The following is a 19,728-nucleotide window of genomic DNA, read 5'->3' on the forward strand; positions in this document are numbered from 1 at the left end:
CGCCAGTAGGGGTACGGACCGCCCTGGTCGGAAGGTGTTTCCGGCCGATTTTGCTACGGAGCGTCAAGTACGGTGCGGCGGAGCGTCACTGATCAAGTGATGCGAGGGCCTTTCCGATGAGCGCCGAGCGGTCGGCCGCCGAGGTCACGTGCTCCAGGCCGAAGCCGAGCAGCACGGTGTCGTCGGTGGTGACCGCGCCGTACGTCTGGAACAGCGCTCCGGTCCGCGTCCAGTTCTTCAGGACGGCCGGGCTGCCCGCGGGCGGTCCGGCGGCCTGCCAGGCGCCCAGCGAGGTCTCGAAGCCCTCGGCCTCGGTGGCGGTGCCGCCGACGACCAGCGAGGCGTCGTCGGCGAGGACGCCGTGGCCGCCGGTGCCGGGGTCGGTGACGTAGCTGATCGAGACCTCGATGTTCCTGCCCGCGTAGGCGCTCAGGTCGAAGCTGACCTGCTGCCAGCCGCTGGACGCGCCGGTGAGGGCGTTCCAGGAGCCGGTGGTGCCGGTCGCGGCGCAGTCGTTGGTCCCGAGGGTGAGGTAGTGCCGGAGCCAGGGATGCTCGCCGATGTAGAAGCCGGCGCCGCACTCCGCCGGTACGGCGGTGCCGGTGGCGCCGCCCGCCTCGGGCAGCGTGGTCCAGTCGTCGGCGCCGACGGTGTGGACCTCGACGATCGCGTTGTCGTAGCCGGGCTCGGTGTCCCACAGCAGCCGGGTCCGCAGCGCCGGCTTGCTCGCCGCGCCGACACCGCTGAGGTCGATGGTGCGGGTGAGGCGCTTGTAGGCGTCGTCGGTGTGCACCGCGGCGGCCATGTACGTGCCCGAGTACGGCCCGTACGGGTTGACCGTCCCGCTGAACCGGCCCGCGCCCGCGCTCGTGAACTGCGGATACGCGGAGGCCGGCAGTTCGTCCGAGGTGACGCCGTAGGTACCCGCCTTGTCCAGCGGGTTGCCGGTGGCGGCGCCGAGGGCCCCGCCGGCGCCCGCGAGCGCGCCGGAGCCGGTGAAGCCGGTGGCGCCGGGGGTCGACGTACGGGAGTAGGCGCCCAGGTAGTACTGGCTGAAGTCGTCGGACGGCGTGCCGTCGCCGAGGTCGACGGTGCCGCCGGCCAGCTCGCCCGCCTCGATCAGCTTGCCGCCCTCGTTGAGGAAGGCGCGCAGCGCGAGCTGGGTCGGGTTGCCGGGGGCGCTCGCGCCCGTGTAGTGGACGACGGTCCTGAAGTGGCGCAGTACGCCGAGCGCGTCGGGCACGCCCTGGGTGGCGACGTCCCAGACGACCGCCTTGCGCCCGTTGGCCTTCAGCGCGTCGACGTAGGCCCGCGCCTGCGTGGCGGCCGCGCCCTCCTCGGCGACGACCAGGGTGTCGGCCTTGGGCCGCGCGGCGACCGTGTAGGTGAAGTGCGCGCTGGAGACCTTCTTGCCGGCCCTGGTCCGACCGGTGAACCACACCTCGACCTTGTCGCCCGGCTCGCCGTCCCGCACCTTGGCGCGGTACTCGTCGAAGTAGAGGTTGTCGTCCCCTCCGAAGGTCTCGCCGCCCTTCCAGGCCCTGAGCGCCCGGTCGTGCGTACGGCCGCCGTTGACGCGGTACTTGAGCTCCTTGTCGCGGACCGCCTTCCGTACGACGACGGAGACCTCCTGGTCCGCGCCGCGCGAGTACGACGTGCTGAACGGCGCGGGGGTGAAGTCGGCGGCGGTGCGGCCGACCGCGGACTTCGGCTGGTCGGGGCGCGCGGCGGACTCGGCGACGGAGAGCGCGAACGGGATGTTCTTGGTGAACTCCTGCTGGATCAGCTTCTCGTCGTCCGGGAAGTTGAACACCGACTGGCAGTCGGAGGCGTTCCACTGGTCGTTCGGGTCGATGTTCGACGCGGTCTGGCAGGTCGACATCTCCGGGGTGAACATCGCCGTGCCGTTGACGTTCGCCGCGTGGCCGTCCGCCTCGCCGTTCGTCGTGTACAGCTCCGAGGACACCTGCGGGTGGTAGCCCGGGATCGCGGAGTCCTCGGGGGTGCCGGCGAGCGCCTTGTAGAGGACGTCGTCCGGGGTGTCGGTGGCGACCTGCCAGCCGACGCCGTAGAGCAGCAGTTCGGCGGCGGAGTGGTAGTTGATGCCGTACGTGAACCCGATCCGCTTCTCGAAGGCGTCGAGCGCCTTGGTCTCGGGCTCGGAACCGGGGCTCGCGCCGCGGTAGGTCTGGCTGGTGGGGTTGGGGGACGAACCCTCGTCGTCGTAGCCCCACTTGAAGGGGAAGTTGCGGTTGAGGTCGACGCCGTCGCCGGTGGAGATCGCGCCGTCGCCGTTGACGTCCCGCAGGTTCTTGCGCCACAGGCGGTTGTCGGCGCTCTGGAAGGTGTAGTCGTAGCCGTCGGGGTTGGCCGACAGCACGAACCACAGCTCGGTGGAGTCGACGATCTTCTTGATGCGCGGGTCGGTCCGGTAGTGGTCCAGGTAGTGGTGCATCAGCCGGCGGGTCATCTCCGGCGTGATCCACTCGCGCGCGTGCTGGTTGGACACGTACAGGACGGAGGGCTTGGAGCCGTCCTTGGTCTTCTTCGCGTTCTTGGTCAGTTTGAGCGCGAGGATGTCCTGGCCGTTGACCGTCTTGCCGATGGAGACGACCTTGGTGAGGCCCGGGTTCTGCTGCCCTGTGCGCAGCAGCTCCTCCTTCAGGCCGCCGCTGCCGCTGTAGGGGCGGAACACTCCGTCGGAGGCCGCCTCGACCCGGTCCTCGGCCTTGGCCGAAAGGGTGTGCTCGGTGAGCTCGACGCCCTGCTTCTCGAGCTTGTGGGCCTGCTTGTCGGTGAGGTAGACCTCGACGGTCGCGGTGCCCTTCTCGGGCGCCTGCTCACTGAGTTCGTGCCCGTCCTGACCGGCCGCCAGCAGCAGGGGTACCTGCTTCTTGGTGACTTCGGCGCGGAACACCTTGACCTCGTCCGGGTCGGGTTTCGGTGCGTCCGCGGGCTGCGCCTGGGCGATGGGTGCGAGTGCCGCTCCGCCGAGCAGGAGTGCGCCGACGGCGAGGATCGATCTCGCTCTGCGTCTCATGAACCCCCCTTGCGTAGGTTCGCCACAGCAGCGAACTCTGCCAGGCTCATGACAGTTCATGATCCAGTCAAGGGCGCCTCGAAGACAGCAAAACGCCGGTGGCATCACCCGATCGGGGCACACCACCGGCGTCCTGAGGGACCGTCAGCCCACGAGGTTGTCGGCCAGCTCCTCGCTGAGATTGGCCTCCGTGCCCGGAATCCCGAGGTCCGCGGCGCGCTTGTCGGCCATCGCCAGCAGGCGGCGGATCCGGCCGGCGACCGCGTCCTTGGTCAGCGGCGGGTCGGCGAGCGCGCCCAGCTCCTCCAGGGAGGCCTGCTTGTGCTCCATGCGCAGCCGGCCAGCCGCCGCGAGATGCTCGGGCACCTCGTCGCCGAGGATCTCCAGGGCGCGCTGGACGCGGGCCCCGGCGGCCACGGCCGCACGGGCGGAGCGGCGCAGGTTGGCGTCGTCGAAGTTGGCGAGCCGGTTCGCCGTGGCGCGCACCTCGCGGCGCATCCGGCGCTCCTCCCAGGCCAGCACCGACTCGTGCGCGCCGAGGCGGGTGAGCAGGGCGCCGATCGCGTCGCCGTCACGGACGACGACCCGGTCGACCCCGCGCACCTCGCGGGCCTTCGCGGCGATCGACAGCCGGCGCGCGGCGCCGACCAGCGCGAGCGCGGCCTCGGGACCGGGGCAGGTCACCTCCAGGGAGGAGGAACGGCCGGGCTCGGTGAGCGAGCCGTGTGCCAGGAAGGCTCCGCGCCAGGCCGCCTCGGCGTCACAGGTCGCACCGGAGACCACCTGCGGGGGAAGCCCCCGGATCGGACGTCCCCGGCCGTCGACCAGGCCGGTCTGGCGGGCCAGCTGGTCACCGCCGGCGACCACTCGGACGACGTAGCGCGAGCCGCGGCGCAGACCGCCGGGAGCCATCACGATCAGTTCCGAGCTGTGGCCGAAGATCTCCAGGATGTCCCGCTTGAGCCGGCGGGCCGCCATCGCCGTGTCCAGCTCCGCCTCGATCACGATGCGGCCGCTCACCAGGTGGAGGCCGCCGGCGAACCGCAGGATGGCGGAGACCTCCGCCTTTCTGCAGCAGGTCCGGGTGACGGGGAGCCGGGAGATCTCGTCCTTCACCGCTGCCGTCATCGCCATGGGCCGATCCTTCCATGCATCCGAAAAATACGGTCGTACGCGGCGGCGAGGAGCTCCGGGTCGTGCCGGGGCGTTCCGTCGGTCCGGGCCACCGTCGCCAGCTCGACAGCGGCCCCGAACCGGGTGGCGGCGTCGGTCAGGGAGTCGCGGTCGGGCACGGCGGCCTCGTCGGCCAGCACCACGTCCAGGGCGAGTTTAGGGGCGTGTCGTCCCAAAACCTCCAAATGACGCTGCGGGGAGAAGCCCTCGGTTTCTCCCGGCTGCGGCGCGAGGTTCAGCGAGAGTACCCGGCGCGCCTTGGTCTCCATGAGGGCGTCCAGCAGTTCGGGCACCAGGAGGTGCGGGATGACCGAGGAGAACCAGGAGCCGGGGCCGAGGACCACCCAGTCCGCGTCCAGGACGGCCGCCACCGCCTCGGGGACCGCCGGCGGGTCGTGCGGCACGAGGTGCACGGACTGGACCTCGCCGGGCGTGAGGGCCACGGTCGCCTGCCCGCGCACGGTGCCGACGTCCTCCGGCCGCCGGGGGTCGTGCCCCTTGACCAGGGCCTGCAGCTCCAGCGGTACGGCGGACATGGGCAGCACGCGCCCGTGCGCGCCCAGCAGCCTGCCGACCAGGTCCAGGGCCTGGACGTGGTCGCCGAGCTGCTCCCAGAGCGCGACGATCAGCAGATTGCCGACCGCGTGCCCGTTGATCTCGCCCTGCGACTGGAAGCGGTGCTGGATGACCCGGGCCCAGGTCTGGCCCCAGTCGTCGTCACCGCACAGTGCGGCCAGCGCCTTGCGCAGGTCGCCGGGCGGCAGCACGCCCAGCTCGTCCCGCAGCCGTCCGCTGGAGCCGCCGTCGTCGGCCACCGTCACGACGGCGGTGAGGTCGCCGGTGATCCGGCGCAGTGCGGCGAGCGAGGCGGACAGGCCCATGCCGCCGCCGAGGGCGACGACCTTGGGCTGGGCACCGCGCCGGCGCGGCCTGGCGCCCCGTGCCTCCACCGGCCGGCTCACCCGCCCCTCGGGCGCCACCCTGCGCAGCCGGCTCAGCCGCGGAGTACGTCCTGTCATTCCCGTCCCATGTCCCGGTGCACGACCACCGTCTCCACGCCCTCGGCCGCGAGACGCGCGGCGAGCTTCTCCGACATCGCGACCGAACGGTGCTTGCCGCCCGTACAGCCGACCGCGATGGTCACATAGCGCTTGCCCTCCCGGCGGTAGCCCGCGGCAACCAGCTGGAGGAGCTCCGCGTACCGGTCGAGGAACTCCTTCGCACCGGGCTGGTTGAGGACGTACGCCGCGACCTCCTCGTTGAGGCCGGTGTAGGGGCGCAGCTCCGGGACCCAGTGCGGGTTGGGCAGGAAGCGCATGTCCACGACCAGGTCGGCGTCGACCGGGAGGCCGTACTTGAAGCCGAACGACATGACGGTCGCCCGCAGCTCGGGCTCCTCCTCCCCCGCGAACTGGGCGTCCATCTTGGCGCGCAGCTCGTGCACGTTGAGGCTGGAGGTGTCGATCACCAGGTCGGCGTCGCCGCGCAGCTCGCGCAGCAGCTCGCGCTCGGCGGCGATGCCGTCGACGATCCGGCCGTCGCCCTGCAGGGGGTGCGGGCGGCGCACCGACTCGAAGCGCCGCACCAGGGCGTCGTCGGAGGACTCCAGGAAGACGATCCGCCGCGTGACGTTCTTCGACTCCAGGTCGGCGAGGGACTCGCGGAGGTTGTCGAAGAAGCGGCGGCCGCGGACGTCCACGACGACAGCGATCCGCGCGACGTTGCCCTGGGAGCGGGCGCCCAGCTCCACCATGGTGGGGATCAGGGCGGGCGGGAGGTTGTCGACCACGAACCAGCCGAGGTCCTCCAGACACTTGGCGGCCGTCGAGCGGCCGGCCCCGGACATGCCGGAGATGATCACCAGCTCGGGGATGGCCGCCTCGGGGATCCCGGGCGGCGTGCTGTCCGTACTCACCTGTGCTCCGTCTTCGTGGCGTGCGCCGTCTTCGTGCGGCGCCGCGACCTGCGCCTGATCTCGCTCGTCCGTGGGATGTGCGTCGTGCTCGTGCTCGGTCATGTCTCCTGCCCCCGTCGTTCTTCCGGGGCGCCCGCTGTCACGGGATCTCCGGGGGAACCGGTCGTCGTTCCGGGTTCCTCTTCTTCAATGATCTCTCCGGTCGCCGTGTTCACGGCGGGGGCCGGCGGAGCCGCCTGGGCGAGGGCCACGGCGATGGTCTCCGCGGTCTTGCGGCCTATGCCCGGGACCTCGCAGATCTGGTCGATCGTCGCGGCTCGCAGTTTCCTCACCGAGCCGAAGTGCTTGATCAGCGCCTGCTTGCGGGTCTCGCCGAGGCCCGGCACCTCGTCCAGGGGGCCTGCCCGGAACCGCTTGGCCCGCTTGGTGCGCTGGTAGGTGATCGCGAAGCGGTGGGCCTCGTCGCGCACGCGCTGGAGGAGGTAGAGGCCCTCGCTGGTGCGGGGCAGGACGACCGGGTCGTCGTCCTGCGGCAGCCAGACCTCCTCCAGTCGCTTGGCGAGACCGCAGACGGCGATGTCGTCGATCCCGAGCTCGTCGAGGGCGCGCCGGGCGGCCGCGACCTGGGGCCGGCCGCCGTCGACGACGACGAGCTGGGGCGGGTAGGCGAAGCGCTTGGGGCGGCCCTCGTCGTCCTTGGGACCGCGGGCGAGGGAGGCTTGCGAGCCGTCGGTCGGGGAGCCGTCGGCGGCGGGACCGCCGCCGTCCGCGAGGGCGGTGCCGTCGGTGAGCGTGCTGCCGTCGGTGAGGGCGTCCTCGCCGTCGGCCCACTCGCCCGTGCGCTCCTTCTCGGCGAGGTAGCGCCGGAAGCGGCGGGTGATCACCTCGTGCATGGAGCGGACGTCGTCCTGGCCCTCGAAGCCCTTGATCTGGAAGCGGCGGTACTCGCTCTTGCGCGCCAGGCCGTCCTCGAAGACGACCATGGAGGCCACCACGTCGTCGCCCTGCAGGTGCGAGATGTCGTAGCACTCGATGCGCAGGGGGGCGCTGTCCAGGTCGAGGGCCTCGGCGATCTCCTCCAGGGCACGCGAGCGCGTGGTCAGGTCGGAGGCGCGCTTGGTCTTGTGCAGGACGAGCGCCTGCTGGGCGTTGCGCTCCACGGTCTCCATCAGGGCCCGCTTGTCGCCGCGCTGCGGGACGCGCAGCGAGACGCCCGAGCCGCGGCGCCCGGTGAGCCACTCCTGGACGGGCTCGACCGGGTCGGGCAACGCGGGGACGAGCACCTCCTTGGGGACGGCGTCGCCGGTCTCCTCGCCGTACAGCTGCTGCAGGGCGTGCTCGACGAGGGCGCCGGTGGTGATCTCCTCGACCTTGTCGGTGACCCAGCCGCGCTGGCCCCGCACGCGTCCGCCGCGGACGTGGAAGATCTGGACGGCCGCCTCCAGCTCGTCCTCGGCGACCGCGATCAGGTCGGCGTCGGTGGCGTCCGCGAGCACGACCGCGTTCTTCTCCATGGCCTTCTTCAGGGCCTCGATGTCGTCGCGCAGGCGGGCGGCCCGCTCGTACTCCATCTCCTCGGCCGCCTCCGTCATCTGCTTCTCCAGACGGCGGAGGTGGGTGCCGGTGCGGCCGGCCATGAAGTCGCAGAACTCGTCGGCCAGTTCCCAGTGGTCGTCGGCGGAGATCCGGCCGACGCAGGGCGCGGAGCACTTGCCGATGTAACCGAGCAGGCACGGCCGGCCGGTGCGGGCGGCGTTCTTGAAGACACCGGCGGAGCAGGTGCGCACGGGGAAGACGCGCAGAAGCAGGTCGACCGTGTCCCGGATCGCCCACGCGTGCGCGTACGGCCCGAAGTACCTGACGCCCTTCTTCTTGTGGCCGCGCATCACCTGCACGCGCGGGAACTCCTCGTTCATCGTCACCGCGAGGTACGGGTAGCTCTTGTCGTCGCGGTACTTCACGTTGAACCGGGGGTCGTACTCCTTGATCCAGGAGTACTCCAGCTGCAGCGCCTCGACCTCCGTGGACACGACCGTCCACTCCACGGACGCGGCCGTGGTGACCATCGACCGGGTGCGCGGGTGCAGGGCCGCCAGGTCCTGGAAGTAGTTCGCCAGGCGCTGGCGCAGGCTCTTCGCCTTTCCGACGTAGATCACCCGGCGGTGCTCGTCGCGGAACCTGTACACCCCGGGAGAGTCCGGGATCTGTCCCGGCTTGGGGCGGTAGCTGGAGGGGTCGGCCATGTCTCACACCCTACTGGCGCGGGGTGACACTCCGACGGGCCTGTGGACAACCACGGGCCTCCCGGCGGGCCTGTGGACAACTCCGGCGCCCGGTGTGACTCCGGACACCGTCCGCCCGGCGGGCTCCGGCCCACGGCCGGCTCCCTGGGGCGGGCCCCTCGGACCGGCCGACCGCATGTGCCACTCGGGCATCAGGTGTTGTCGGGACTTGGTCAACACGCTTCAATGCGGGGGAACTCGGGGCACTGAGGGACGCCTTACGGATGTGAAGGAGCCCTCCGGCGTCAGCGGGGAAGCCCCGAAACCTCATGCGGCGGTCCGACCAGCCGTCGCGAGCATTCACAGAAAGGCCTCTGCATGCCGCACGCCACACAGCACGCGGACGCCGCCGACGGCGTCGTCGCCGCGCACCTGGACACGGTCCTGCGAGGCGGCCCGTTCCACGTCGCGCTGCGCGCCGCGATCGCCGCCCGTGGACTGCCCCTGCAGCGTGTCCAGCACCATCTGTCGCGTCACGGGGTCAAAGTCGGCGTCACAAGCCTGAGTTACTGGCAGCAGGGCGCCCGGCGCCCGCAGCGCCCCGAGTCGCTGCGGGCCGTCCGCGCGCTGGAGGAGATCCTGCACCTGCCGGACGAGTCACTGATCCGGCTGCTGGAGGACACCGACGGACGGGACGGCGCCGCCTCCGCGGCCGGGCAGCCCTCCGGACGGTCCTACCGCTCCTTCCTGGAGGCCTCCGACGTCCTTGAACGGCTGCACGCCGAACTGGAGTGCCCCCTCGACGGAGGACTGCACGCCCTGGGCCACCACGAGCGGGTCCGCATCGGGGCGCGCCGCGAGCTGCTGAGCCGCGAGTCGCAGCACATCGTGCGCGCCCACCGGGACGGCGTCGACCGTTTCGTGGCCGTCCACCAGGGGGATCCCGGCTGCGCGCCCGAGCGGATGACCGTGCACGCCCTCGAGAACTGCCGCACCGGCCGGGTACGCCGTCACCACGACACCGGTGTCGTGGTCGCCGAGCTCCTCTTCGACACCCGGCTGCGGGCCGGCGACACCTTCCTCTTCCGCTACGCCGTCGAGGACGGCACCGCAGGCGCCTCCCGCGAGTACGTCCGTGACTTCGGGGCGGCGGGCGGCCAGTACGCCCTGCAGATCCGGTTCGACGAGCAGGCGCTGCCCCTGCGCTGTCACCGGTTCACCCAGCACTCGGCGGCGGCGCCGCGCGGCGGGCGTCAGGAGCTGCCGCTCAGCTTCCGCCACCGCTCGGTCCATCTCGTGGAGCCGCGCGTGCGCTCGGGCATGGTGGGCATCGGCTGGGACTGGGAGTGAACCGGGGGTGAGCGGGAGGGCCACCGGAGGGGAGGTCGCGCCGCAGAGACGTAAACGTTTGCGCAAGCGTTTACGCGCGCCGTGAAATGAGATAGCTTCCCGTCCGTAGGGCTCGGGCGGCGGGTGCGGCGTACCGGAATTCCGCCACACCCGCGGGGCCAGGGAAGGAGACGCGATGCCGACCATGGCCGATGTGGCACGGCGCGCGGGGGTGTCCGTGGCGACCGTCTCGCACGTGCTGAACGACACCCGCCCGGTGCTCCCGCACACCCGCCAGGCCGTCCTGGACGCCATCGACGCGCTCGGCTACACGCCCAACACCCTGGCCCGCTCCCTGGTGACCTCCCGCACCCGCTCCATCGGGCTCGCGGTGTCGGCGATCAGCAACCCGTACTTCACGGAGATCCTCCAGGGCGTCGAGACCGCCGCCCTGGAGGCGAGCTACAGCCTGCTGATCGCCGATCCGCACGACGACCCCGAGCACGAACGCAAGGTCGTCCAGCTCCTGCACGAGCGCCGCGTGGACGGCATGATCGTCGCCCCGTCCGCCGACCCGCGCGGGCTCCTCTCCTACCTCACCCGGCACACCGTCCCCACCGTGTTCCTCGACCGGCTCGTCGACGCCCCGGGAAAGGGCGCGGTGGAGGGCTTGGCGGACGACTCCCTCCGCTTCGACCAGGTCTGCGCCGAGAACACCGGACCGACGGCCCGGCTGGTCACCCACCTCGCCGAGCTGGGCCACCGCCGCATCGGCCTGGTCGCCGGCCTGCCCGGCCTCAGCACCACCGCCGAACGCATCACCGGCTACCGGAACGGCCTGGCCGCCGCCGGGCTCCCCCACGACGAGCGCCTCGTGGCACACGGCGACTCCGCGTCGGCCGGCGCCGAACGGGCTACCACCGCCCTGCTGTCCCTGCCTGCCCCGCCCACCGCCCTCGTCACCGCCAACAACGCGATGACCATCGGCGCCCTGCGCACCCTGCGCGACCGTGGCCTGTCGGTGCCCGGCGACATCGCCCTGTGCTGTTTCGACGACTTCGCGTGGGCGGATCTGTTCGCGCCCCGGCTCACCGCGATCGCCCAGCCCAGCAGGGAGATCGGCGCCCAGGCCGTGCGGGTGCTCCTAGAACGCCTGGCCGCTCCCGACCGCCCGGCCCGGACGGTACGGCTGCCCTGCGCGTTCGTGCACCGCACGTCGTGCGGCTGCGTGGATCCGTCCGTTCCGCCGGTGGGGACGTCTCCGTCCTTGGGGACGTCTGCGCCCGTGGAGGCGTCTCCGCCCGCAGGGGCGTCTCCATCCCTGGGCGCCTCGCAGAGCGGGCGGGGTCGGCTTCCGGCGCCGTCCGAGCAGCCTCAGCGGCCCGAGCGGCCCGCACCGTCCGAGCAGCCCCGGCACCCCGAGCGGCCCGCACCCTCCGGCCGGCCCGCACCCTCCGGCCGGCCCGAGCCTTCCGAGCAGGCCCAGCGGTCGGACCACACCAAGCAGTCCGAGCCGGCCCAGCAGGCCGAGCAGGCACAGCAGCCCGCAGCGTCCCCGAAAGGAACCGCCCCGTGATCGTCGTCGCCGGTGAGGCTTTGATCGACCTGGTACCGCAGGGCACGGGTGCCCTCGCGGGTCTGCGGCCGGCGCTGGGCGGCGGGCCGTTCAACACCGCCGTCGCCCTCGGCCGCCTCGGCTCCCCCACCGCCTTCTGCTCCCGCGTCTCGTACGACGCGTTCGGGGAGGCCCTGCTCGGCAGGCTGCGGGAGTCGGGCGTGGACGTGTCGGCGGTGCAGCGAGGCACCGAGCCGACCACCCTCGCGGTCGCCACCGTCGACGGGAACGGCTCCGCCGCCTACTCCTTCTACGTCGAGGGCACCGCCGACCGCCTGTTCACCGCCCCGGCCGGCCTTCCCGCGGGGACGCGCGCGGTGTCCTTCGGCACCTGCTCGCTGGTTCTGGAGCCGGGCGCGAGCGCCTACGAGGAGCTGCTGCGGACCGCGTCGGGGCAGGGCGTGTTCACCGCGCTCGACCCCAACATCCGGCCCGGGCTGATCCCCGACGCCGACGCCTACCGGGCCCGGTTCAAGAGCTGGCTGCCCTCGGTGGACCTGCTGAAGCTCTCGGAGGAGGACGCCCTGTGGCTGGGCGGCACCCCGCACGAGTGGCTGTCCGCCGGTCCCTCGGCCGTCGTGATCACGCATGGCGCCGACGGGCTCAGCGTCATCACCCGGGACGGGGCCGTGCATGCCGTGCCGGGCGAGCGGGTCGACGTCGTGGACACCATAGGCGCCGGTGACACCGTGAACGCGGCGCTGCTGCACGGCCTCTCGGTGCGGGACGCCCTGTCCCCGGCGGCCCTCGCCGGGCTGGGCGCGGACGGCTGGCAGGAGTTGCTGAGGTTCGCCGCGCGCGCGGCGGCGATCACCTGTTCGCGGGCGGGGGCGGAACCGCCGTACGCCTCGGAACTGGGTGAGGACTAGACGCCGGTCGGCGGTTGCGGGCGAACGGACGGTGCCCCACGGGACGTTCCCGTGGGGCACCGTACTCTTCGGGTCCGCTCGGCTCCGCGAGGGGCGTCTCAGGCCTTGCGGGTCCGCGTGGTCTTCGCGGGTGCCGCCTTCTTGGTCACCGCGGCCGCCTTCTTGGTGGCGGTGTTGTTGGCGGTCCTCGTCCTGGCCGTCGCCGTCTTCCGCGCCGTCGAGGCGGCCGCGACCGCCTTCTTGGCCGCAGCCTTGCGCGGGGCCTTCACGGGCGCCGCGTCGCTGACGCGGTCGGCGCCGAGGATCTCGCGCAGGAACTTGCCGGTGTGGCTGGCCGGTACCCCGGCGACCTCCTCCGGAGTGCCCTCGGCGACGACGAGGCCGCCGCCGGCGCCGCCCTCGGGGCCCATGTCGACGATCCAGTCTGCGGTCTTGATCACGTCGAGGTTGTGCTCGATGACGATGACCGTGTTGCCCTTGTCGACCAGGCCGGAGAGGACCTTCAGGAGCTTGCTGATGTCCTCGAAGTGGAGGCCCGTGGTCGGCTCGTCCAGCACGTAGACCGTGCGGCCGGTGGAGCGGCGCTGGAGCTCACTGGCGAGCTTGACCCGCTGCGCCTCACCGCCGGAGAGGGTCGTGGCGGACTGGCCGAGCCGGACGTAGCCGAGGCCGACGTCCTTCAGGGTGTTGAGGTGGCGGGCGATCGCCGGGACCGCCTCGAAGAACTCCGTCGCCTCCTCGATCGGCATGTTCAGCACGTCGGCGATGGACTTGCCCTTGTAGTGGACCTCCAGGGTCTCCCGGTTGTACCGGGCGCCGTGGCAGACCTCGCACGGGACGTACACGTCCGGGAGGAAGTTCATCTCGATCTTGATCGTGCCGTCACCGGCGCAGTTCTCGCAGCGGCCGCCCTTGACGTTGAAGGAGAAGCGGCCGGGCTGGTAGCCGCGGACCTTCGCCTCGGTGGTCTCGGCGAACAGCTTGCGGACGTGGTCGAAGACGCCCGTGTAGGTGGCCGGGTTGGAGCGGGGGGTGCGGCCGATGGGCGACTGGTCGACGTGTACGACCTTGTCGACGAGGTCGTCGCCGTCCACGCGCGTGTGCCGCCCCGGTACGTTCCTCGCGCCGTTGAGCTCACGGGCCAGGTGGGTGTACAGGATGTCGTTGACCAGCGTGGACTTGCCGGAGCCGGAGACGCCGGTGACCGCGGTGAACACACCCAGCGGGAAGGACACGTCGATGTCCTGAAGGTTGTTCTCGCGGGCGCCGTGCACGGTGAGCTGGCGGGACGGGTCGCGGGGACGCCGGATGTCCGGCAACGGGATGGACTTCTTGCCGGCCAGGTACTGACCGGTCTGCGACTCGGCGTTGGCGAGCAGTTCCTTCAGGGAGCCGCTGTGCACGACCTTGCCGCCGTGCTCGCCGGCGCCGGGGCCGATGTCGACGACCCAGTCGGCGACCTTGATGGTGTCCTCGTCGTGCTCGACGACGATGAGCGTGTTGCCCATGTCGCGCAGCCGGACCAGGGTCTCGATCAGCCGGTGGTTGTCGCGCTGGTGCAGGCCGATGGACGGCTCGTCGAGGACGTAGAGCACGCCGACGAGGCCGGAGCCGATCTGGGTGGCCAGGCGGATGCGCTGGGCCTCGCCGCCGGAGAGCGTGCCGGCCGCGCGGTTGAGCGAGAGGTAGTCGAGGCCGACGTCGACCAGGAAGCGCAGCCGCTCGTTGACCTCCTTCAGGACGCGCTCGGCGATCTTCTTGTCGCGGGCGTTGAGCTTCAGCTCGCCCAGGAAGTCGGCGCAGTCGCTGATGGACATGCCGGAGACCTCGGCGATGGACTTGTCCATGATCGTGACCGCGAGGACGATCGGCTTCAGGCGCGTGCCCTCACAGGTGGGGCAGGGCACCTCGCGCATGTAGCCCTCGAAGCGCTCGCGGCTGGCGTCGCTCTCGGCCTCGCTGTGCCGGCGCTTGACGAACGGCACGGCGCCCTCGAAGGGCGTGGTGTACACGCGCTCGCGGCCGTAGCGGTTGCGGTAGCGGACCTCGATCTGCGTCTTGTGGCCGTGGAGCAGCGCCTTCCTGGCGCGCTGCGGCAGTCCCGCGAAGGGGATGTCGGTGCGGAAGCCCAGCGCTTCCGCGAGGGCGCCGATCAGGCGGCCGAAGTAGTCCTTGGTGTGGCCGTGCGACCAGGGGTGGATGGCGCCCTCGTCGAGGGACTTGTCCTCGTCGGGGACGATCAGCTCGGGGTCGACCTCCATGCGCGTGCCGATGCCGGTGCACTCGGGGCAGGCGCCGAACGGCGAGTTGAAGGAGAAGGAGCGGGGCTCCAGCTCCTCGAAGGACAGGTCGTCGTAGGGGCAGTACAGGTGCTCCGAGAACATGCGCTCGCGCTCGGGGTCGTCCTCGGGGAGATCCACGAAGTCGAGCACGACCATGCCGCCGGACAGGCCGAGGGCGGTCTCCACGGAGTCGGTGAGGCGGCGCTTGGCGGAGTCCTTCACCGTGAGGCGGTCGACGACCACCTCGATGGTGTGCTTCTCCTGCTTCTTCAGCGTGGGCGGGCTGGACAGCTGGATCGTCTCGCCGTCGACGCGCGCGCGGGAGTAGCCCTTGGTCTGGAGGTCGGCGAACAGGTCGACGAACTCGCCCTTGCGCTCGCGCACCAGCGGCGAGAGCACCTGGAAGCGGCTCCCCTCCGGCAGCTCCAGGACCCGGTCGACGATGGCCTGCGGCGACTGGCGCGAGATCGGGCGGCCGCACTCGGGACAGTGCGGCTTGCCGATGCGCGCGAAGAGCAGACGCAGGTAGTCGTAGACCTCGGTGATGGTGCCGACCGTCGACCGCGGGTTGCGGGAGGTCGACTTCTGGTCGATGGAGACGGCGGGCGACAGACCTTCGATGAAGTCGACGTCCGGCTTGTCCATCTGGCCGAGGAACTGGCGGGCGTACGACGAGAGCGACTCCACGTAGCGCCGCTGCCCCTCGGCGAAGATGGTGTCGAAGGCCAGCGAGGACTTGCCCGACCCCGACAGGCCCGTGAAGACGATGAGCGAGTCGCGCGGCAGGTCGAGCGAGACATTCTTCAGATTGTGCTCGCGCGCGCCACGGACGATGAGACGGTCGGCCACGCCGGTCCGCACCTTTCTTGAGAGAAGTGACAGGGGCGGGGCCCCCGTCTTTCTCAGACTAGGGGGAGCCACTGACAACGCCGGTCGGATTCACCGGTTGACAACAATCCCCGGCCATCCAGCATGCCCGACGCCGCCACCGACCATATAGCACGTGCATTCGATTTCGGGCCACGCTCCGACACCTTCACCCGAAGGAGTGGCCGGGCTAAGGTCAGCAGCATGATTGATCACGCTCGTGACCTGGTGTCTGTACATGACGCGACCGAGCGGCTGCTCACCGCAGTCGGCAAAATGGACGACGCGGCGGTGAGAGAGCCGTCACGCCTGCCCGGCTGGAGCCGCGGTCACGTCCTCGCCCACCTCGCCCGCAACGCGGACGCCCTGGTGAACGTCCTGGAGGGCCGGCCCATGTACGCCGACGCCTCCGTCCGGGACGCCGACATCGAGCGGGACGCCCCGCGCCCCCTGGAGGTCCAGCTCACGGACCTCAGGGAGAGCGCGGCCCGCTTCCAGGACACCGGGGCGGTGCCCGCCGACTGGTCGCGCACGGTGGAGCTGCGCAACGGCGTGACGGACGTCGCCGCGCGGGTGCCCTTCCGGCGCTGGGTGGAGGTCGAGCTCCACCACGTGGACCTCGGGATCGGCTACCGGCTGGAGGACCTGCCGGCGGACTTCGTCGCGCGGGAGACCGACTTCCTCGCGGAGCGGTTCGCAGGACACCCCGACGTGCCGCCGACCCGTCTGACCGACGGCACGCGCGCGTGGCGCACCGGGCGGGAGGCGGACGGCCCGGAGGTGACCGTCACGGGGTCCCCCGCCGACCTGCTGGGCTGGCTGGCCGGGCGCCGCGCCGGAACCGGCCTGACCGTGGCCGGCGGGACGCTCCCGGCCCTGCCCCCGCTATAGGCTGCCGCCATGACGTACAGCGGAGAGGTGACGGTCGGCGGCCCGGCGGACGTGCACGAGCTCAAAGACCTGATGATCACCAAGATCGCGGTCGGCCCGATGAACAACAACGCCTATCTGCTGCGCTGCCGGGCCACGGACGAGCAGCTGCTGATCGACGCGGCCAACGACGCGCAGGCGCTGCTCGGGACGATCGGCGACGACGGCATCGCGTCCGTCGTCACCACGCATCAGCACGGCGACCACTGGCAGGCGCTCGCCGAGGTCGTGGCGGCCACGCGCGCGCGTACGTACGCGGGCCGGGAGGACGCCGGGGGCATCCCGGTGCCGACCGACGTCCTGGTCGACGACGGCGATGTCATCAGGGTGGGGAACGTGGAACTCACCGCGCGGCATCTCGTCGGACACACGCCCGGCTCGATCGCGCTCGTCTACGACGACCCGCACGGGCATCCCCACGTCTTCACGGGAGACTGTCTCTTCCCGGGCGGGGTCGGCAACACCCGCAAGGACCCCGAGGCGTTCGCCAGCCTGATCCACGACGTCGAGACGAAGATCTTCGACGTCCTGCCCGACGAGACCTGGGTGTACCCGGGGCACGGCAACGACACCACGCTGGGCGCGGAGCGCCCGCACCTTCCGGAGTGGCACGCGCGCGGGTGGTGAGTTCTCCTCACAGGGGGCGCGCGGTGTTGGACGCGCGCCCCGTGTGAATTCCGTGCACGTGTCGGTGCCCCACGCGCGCTCCCCGCACACGTGGTTGCGCGGTCAACTGGTGGCAGCCCCGCGCGGGATGACGGCTCCGGCGCGGAACGGGCCGCCGGTCTCCGATCCCCGCCCTCGACCGGCGGCCCGGGCAAGCCGTCCCACCACTGTTCACGAGAACGCAACACCCGTTCCCAGCATGCGGACAAACGCCCATGTGACCTGGACAGACGTGGATCTGGCTGCCAATCTCCCGCCATGCACCTCGCCCCTCGTGTTCTGCGCCGCGCCGTCGCCGGCGCCACCGTCGCCCTTCTCGCGACCGCGGTCGGCTGCGCTCCGCAGCCCGAGGCCGACGCGTCCGCCAAGTCCTCCGGCTCGGCCGGAACGACCTGCGCCAAGGGCGAGTTGGCGACCAAGACCGCGGGCAAGCTGACGATCGCCACCGACGAACCCGCGTACGAGCCCTGGTTCAAGGACGACAAGCCGTCCAACGGCGAGGGCTTCGAGTCGGCGGTGGCCTACGCCGTGGCGCAGCGACTCGGGTACGGCAAGAGCGCTGTCGTCTGGCAGAGCGTGCCGTTCAACAAGGCCTTCGCGCCGGGTGAGAAGACCTTCGACTTCGACATCAACCAGGTGTCCATCAGCGACGAGCGCAAGAAGGCCGTGGACTTCTCGTCCGGCTACTACGACGTGCGCCAGGCCGTCATCGCGCTCAAGGGCACCAAGGCCGCACAGGCGACGAGCATCGCGGATCTCAAGGGTCTCAAGCTGGGCGCCCAGGTCGGCACGACCAGCCTCGACTACATCGACGACGTGGTGAAGCCGACCCGGGAAGCCGCCGTCTACGCGAAGAACGACCAGGCGAAGTCCGCGCTGAAGAACGGTCAGGTCGACGCGATCGTCACCGACCTGCCGACCGCGTTCTACATCACGGCCGCCGAGGTCACCGACGCGAGGATCGTCGGCCAGTTCGAGAACCAGGGCGGTACGCCGGAGCAGTTCGGGCTCGTGCTCGACAAGGGCAGCACGCTCACCTCCTGCGTGACGGACGCCGTGGACGCCCTCCGCGAGGACGGCACCCTGGCGAAGATCGAGCAGCGGTGGCTCTCCGACGCCGTCGACGCCCCGGTGCTCAAGTGACGGTCACGAAGGAGGAGTCCGGCCAGGAGGGCGCGGACGACAAGGGCGACATGACCGGGGACGGCAGCGGTGACGCCTACGTCCCGTCACAGCGGCGGCTGGAGCGCGAACGCCACAAGCGCACGCGTGCCCGCCGCGCCACGGCGATCGCCGCGCTGTCGACCCTGGTCACCGCCGTCGTCCTCTACCTGGTCGTCGTCAGCGCGCCCGGCTGGCCGCGCACCAAGGAGACGTTCTTCAACGGGCAGTACGCGCGCGAGGCGTTCCCCAAGGTCCTGGACGGGCTCTGGCTGAACCTCCGGCTGCTGCTGGTCTGCGGCGTCGCCGTGCTGGTGCTCGGCATGCTCATCGCCGTGGCCCGCACCCTGCGCGGCCCCGTCTTCTTCCCGCTGCGGGTGCTCGCGGCGGCGTACACTGACTTCTTCCGCGGACTGCCGCTGATCATCAACCTGATGATCGTGGTCCTGGGCGTCCCGGCGCTGCGTCTGCAGGGCGTGACCGTCGACCCGGTGCTGCTCGGCGGCACGGCGCTGACGCTGACCTACTCGGCGTACGTCGCCGAGGTGTTCCGCGCCGGCATCGAGTCCGTGCACCCCTCCCAGCGTGCCGCGGCCCGCTCCCTGGGGCTGTCCAACCGGCAGGCGCTGCGCTACGTGGTGCTCCCCCAGGCCGTGCGCCGCCAGGTGCCGCCCCTGCTGAACGACCTGGTGTCCCTGCAGAAGGACACCGGTCTCGTGTCGATCGGCGGCGCCGTCGACGCCGTACGCGCGGCGGACATCATCGTGGGCCGCAGCCTCAACTACACGCCGTACATCGTGGCGGGGCTGGTCTTCGTCGCCCTGACCATTCCGATGACCCGCTTCACTGACTGGGTGACGGCCCGGATGGACCGTCAGCGGGCCCAGGGAGGAACGACATGAGCGACGTCCCGGTGCTGCGGATGGAGTCGGTCCGCAAGACCTTCGGCGGCTCGGTCGTCCTGCGGGACGTCGACCTGGAGGTCGCCCCGCACACGGTGACCGCCCTGATCGGCGCCTCCGGCTCCGGCAAGTCCACGCTGCTGCGCTGCGCCAACCTCCTGGAGGACATCGACGACGGCGCGATCTGGCTGGACGGCGAGGAGATCACCGACCCGCGTGCCGACCAGGACGCGATACGGCGCCGTATCGGCGTGGTGTTCCAGGCGTACAACCTGTTCCCGCACATGACGGTGCTGGAGAACATCACGCTCGCCCCGCGCCGTGTGCACGGCGTCGCGCGGGCGGAGGCCGAGGAACAGGCCAGGGGGCTGCTGGAGCGGCTGGGGCTGGGCGCCAAGGCGGGCGAGTACCCCGACCGGCTCAGCGGCGGCCAGCAGCAGCGCGTGGCCATCGCGCGGGCCCTCGCCGTACGTCCCCGGCTGCTGCTGCTCGACGAGGTCACCGCGGCCCTGGACCCGGAACTGGTCGGCGAGGTCCTGAACGTCGTGCGCGATCTGAAGGACGACGGCATGACCATGGTGCTGGCCACGCACGAGATGGGCTTCGCCCGCGAGGTCGCCGACCAGGTCTGCTTCCTGGACGGAGGCGTGGTGCTGGAGCGCGGCACGGCCGAGCGGGTCTTCGGTGATCCGCGGCAGGAGCGCACGCGGCGGTTCCTGCGGCGGATCGTGGAGGCGGGCCGCCTGTAAGGGGCGTA

Annotated in this window: 13 protein-coding genes and 1 pseudogene; 8 read left to right on the top strand and 6 right to left on the bottom strand. The window is 71.4% G+C overall.

What is annotated here, in order from left to right; genetic code table 11:
* Positions 1 to 85 precede the first annotated feature (85 nt).
* From ACFY2L_RS00975 to uvrC, 5 genes are all read right to left on the bottom strand, one after another.
* Positions 86 to 3,040 carry a M14 family zinc carboxypeptidase gene (locus ACFY2L_RS00975; protein WP_390821192.1) on the bottom strand — a complete coding sequence of 985 codons (2,955 nt, stop codon included), beginning with the start codon at positions 3,038 to 3,040 and terminating at the stop codon, positions 86 to 88.
* A gap of 144 nt (positions 3,041 to 3,184) precedes the next feature.
* Positions 3,185 to 4,174, bottom strand: a complete 990-nt coding sequence (gene whiA / locus ACFY2L_RS00980) for a DNA-binding protein WhiA (protein ID WP_351217830.1) — start codon at positions 4,172 to 4,174, stop codon at positions 3,185 to 3,187.
* Positions 4,165 to 5,232 (bottom strand): uridine diphosphate-N-acetylglucosamine-binding protein YvcK, encoded by a 1,068-nt coding sequence (gene yvcK, locus ACFY2L_RS00985; RefSeq protein WP_390655985.1) that lies wholly within the window; start codon positions 5,230 to 5,232, stop codon positions 4,165 to 4,167. The genes whiA and yvcK overlap by 10 nt, the downstream gene beginning before the upstream one ends.
* A complete protein-coding gene (rapZ, locus tag ACFY2L_RS00990) occupies positions 5,229 to 6,230 on the bottom strand; it encodes an RNase adapter RapZ (protein ID WP_390655984.1) in 1,002 nt (333 codons plus the stop codon). Before rapZ ends, yvcK begins: the two co-directional genes overlap by 4 nt.
* Complete coding sequence (uvrC, locus tag ACFY2L_RS00995; protein ID WP_390655983.1) at positions 6,227 to 8,371, bottom strand: excinuclease ABC subunit UvrC; 2,145 nt, start codon at positions 8,369 to 8,371, stop codon at positions 6,227 to 6,229. The genes rapZ and uvrC overlap by 4 nt, the downstream gene beginning before the upstream one ends.
* A 357-nt stretch (positions 8,372 to 8,728) precedes the next feature.
* Between uvrC and ACFY2L_RS01000 the strand changes: the two genes are divergently transcribed.
* The 3 genes and pseudogenes from ACFY2L_RS01000 (at position 8,729) to ACFY2L_RS01010 (ending at position 12,163) form a co-directional block, all read left to right on the top strand.
* Entirely contained in the window at positions 8,729 to 9,700 is a 972-nt protein-coding gene (locus ACFY2L_RS01000) for a hypothetical protein (RefSeq protein ID WP_390655982.1), read from the top strand.
* 175 nt (positions 9,701 to 9,875) lie between these two features.
* Positions 9,876 to 10,958: pseudogene (locus ACFY2L_RS01005) on the top strand (LacI family DNA-binding transcriptional regulator); the annotation flags it as partial.
* 293 nt (positions 10,959 to 11,251) lie between these two features.
* Complete coding sequence (locus ACFY2L_RS01010; protein ID WP_390655981.1) at positions 11,252 to 12,163, top strand: carbohydrate kinase; 912 nt, start codon at positions 11,252 to 11,254, stop codon at positions 12,161 to 12,163.
* A gap of 98 nt (positions 12,164 to 12,261) precedes the next feature.
* Here the strand turns inward: ACFY2L_RS01010 and uvrA are convergent, their stop codons facing one another.
* On the bottom strand, positions 12,262 to 15,294 hold the full coding sequence (gene uvrA / locus ACFY2L_RS01015) for an excinuclease ABC subunit UvrA (RefSeq protein ID WP_390821194.1): 3,033 nt from the start codon (positions 15,292 to 15,294) through the stop codon (positions 12,262 to 12,264).
* A 222-nt stretch (positions 15,295 to 15,516) separates the two neighbouring features.
* Here uvrA and ACFY2L_RS01020 point away from each other — a divergent pair, with 222 nt between their 5' ends.
* From ACFY2L_RS01020 to ACFY2L_RS01040, 5 genes are all read left to right on the top strand, one after another.
* Positions 15,517 to 16,203, top strand: a complete 687-nt coding sequence (locus tag ACFY2L_RS01020; RefSeq protein WP_390821196.1) for a maleylpyruvate isomerase family mycothiol-dependent enzyme — start codon at positions 15,517 to 15,519, stop codon at positions 16,201 to 16,203.
* A 9-nt stretch (positions 16,204 to 16,212) separates the two neighbouring features.
* Positions 16,213 to 16,869: an MBL fold metallo-hydrolase gene (locus ACFY2L_RS01025; protein ID WP_390655978.1), complete on the top strand. Its 657-nt coding sequence runs from the start codon at positions 16,213 to 16,215 to the stop codon at positions 16,867 to 16,869.
* Between the two features lie 297 nt (positions 16,870 to 17,166).
* Entirely contained in the window at positions 17,167 to 18,051 is an 885-nt protein-coding gene (locus tag ACFY2L_RS01030) for an ABC transporter substrate-binding protein (RefSeq protein WP_390655977.1), read from the top strand.
* On the top strand, positions 18,048 to 18,971 hold the full coding sequence (locus ACFY2L_RS01035) for an amino acid ABC transporter permease (protein ID WP_390655976.1): 924 nt from the start codon (positions 18,048 to 18,050) through the stop codon (positions 18,969 to 18,971). The genes ACFY2L_RS01030 and ACFY2L_RS01035 overlap by 4 nt, the downstream gene beginning before the upstream one ends.
* Positions 18,968 to 19,720, top strand: a complete 753-nt coding sequence (locus ACFY2L_RS01040; protein ID WP_390655975.1) for an amino acid ABC transporter ATP-binding protein — start codon at positions 18,968 to 18,970, stop codon at positions 19,718 to 19,720. The genes ACFY2L_RS01035 and ACFY2L_RS01040 overlap by 4 nt, the downstream gene beginning before the upstream one ends.
* Positions 19,721 to 19,728: the final 8 nt, after the last annotated feature.

Source organism: Streptomyces sp. NPDC001381 (assembly GCF_042895685.1).
Lineage (GTDB): Bacteria > Actinomycetota > Actinomycetes > Streptomycetales > Streptomycetaceae > Streptomyces.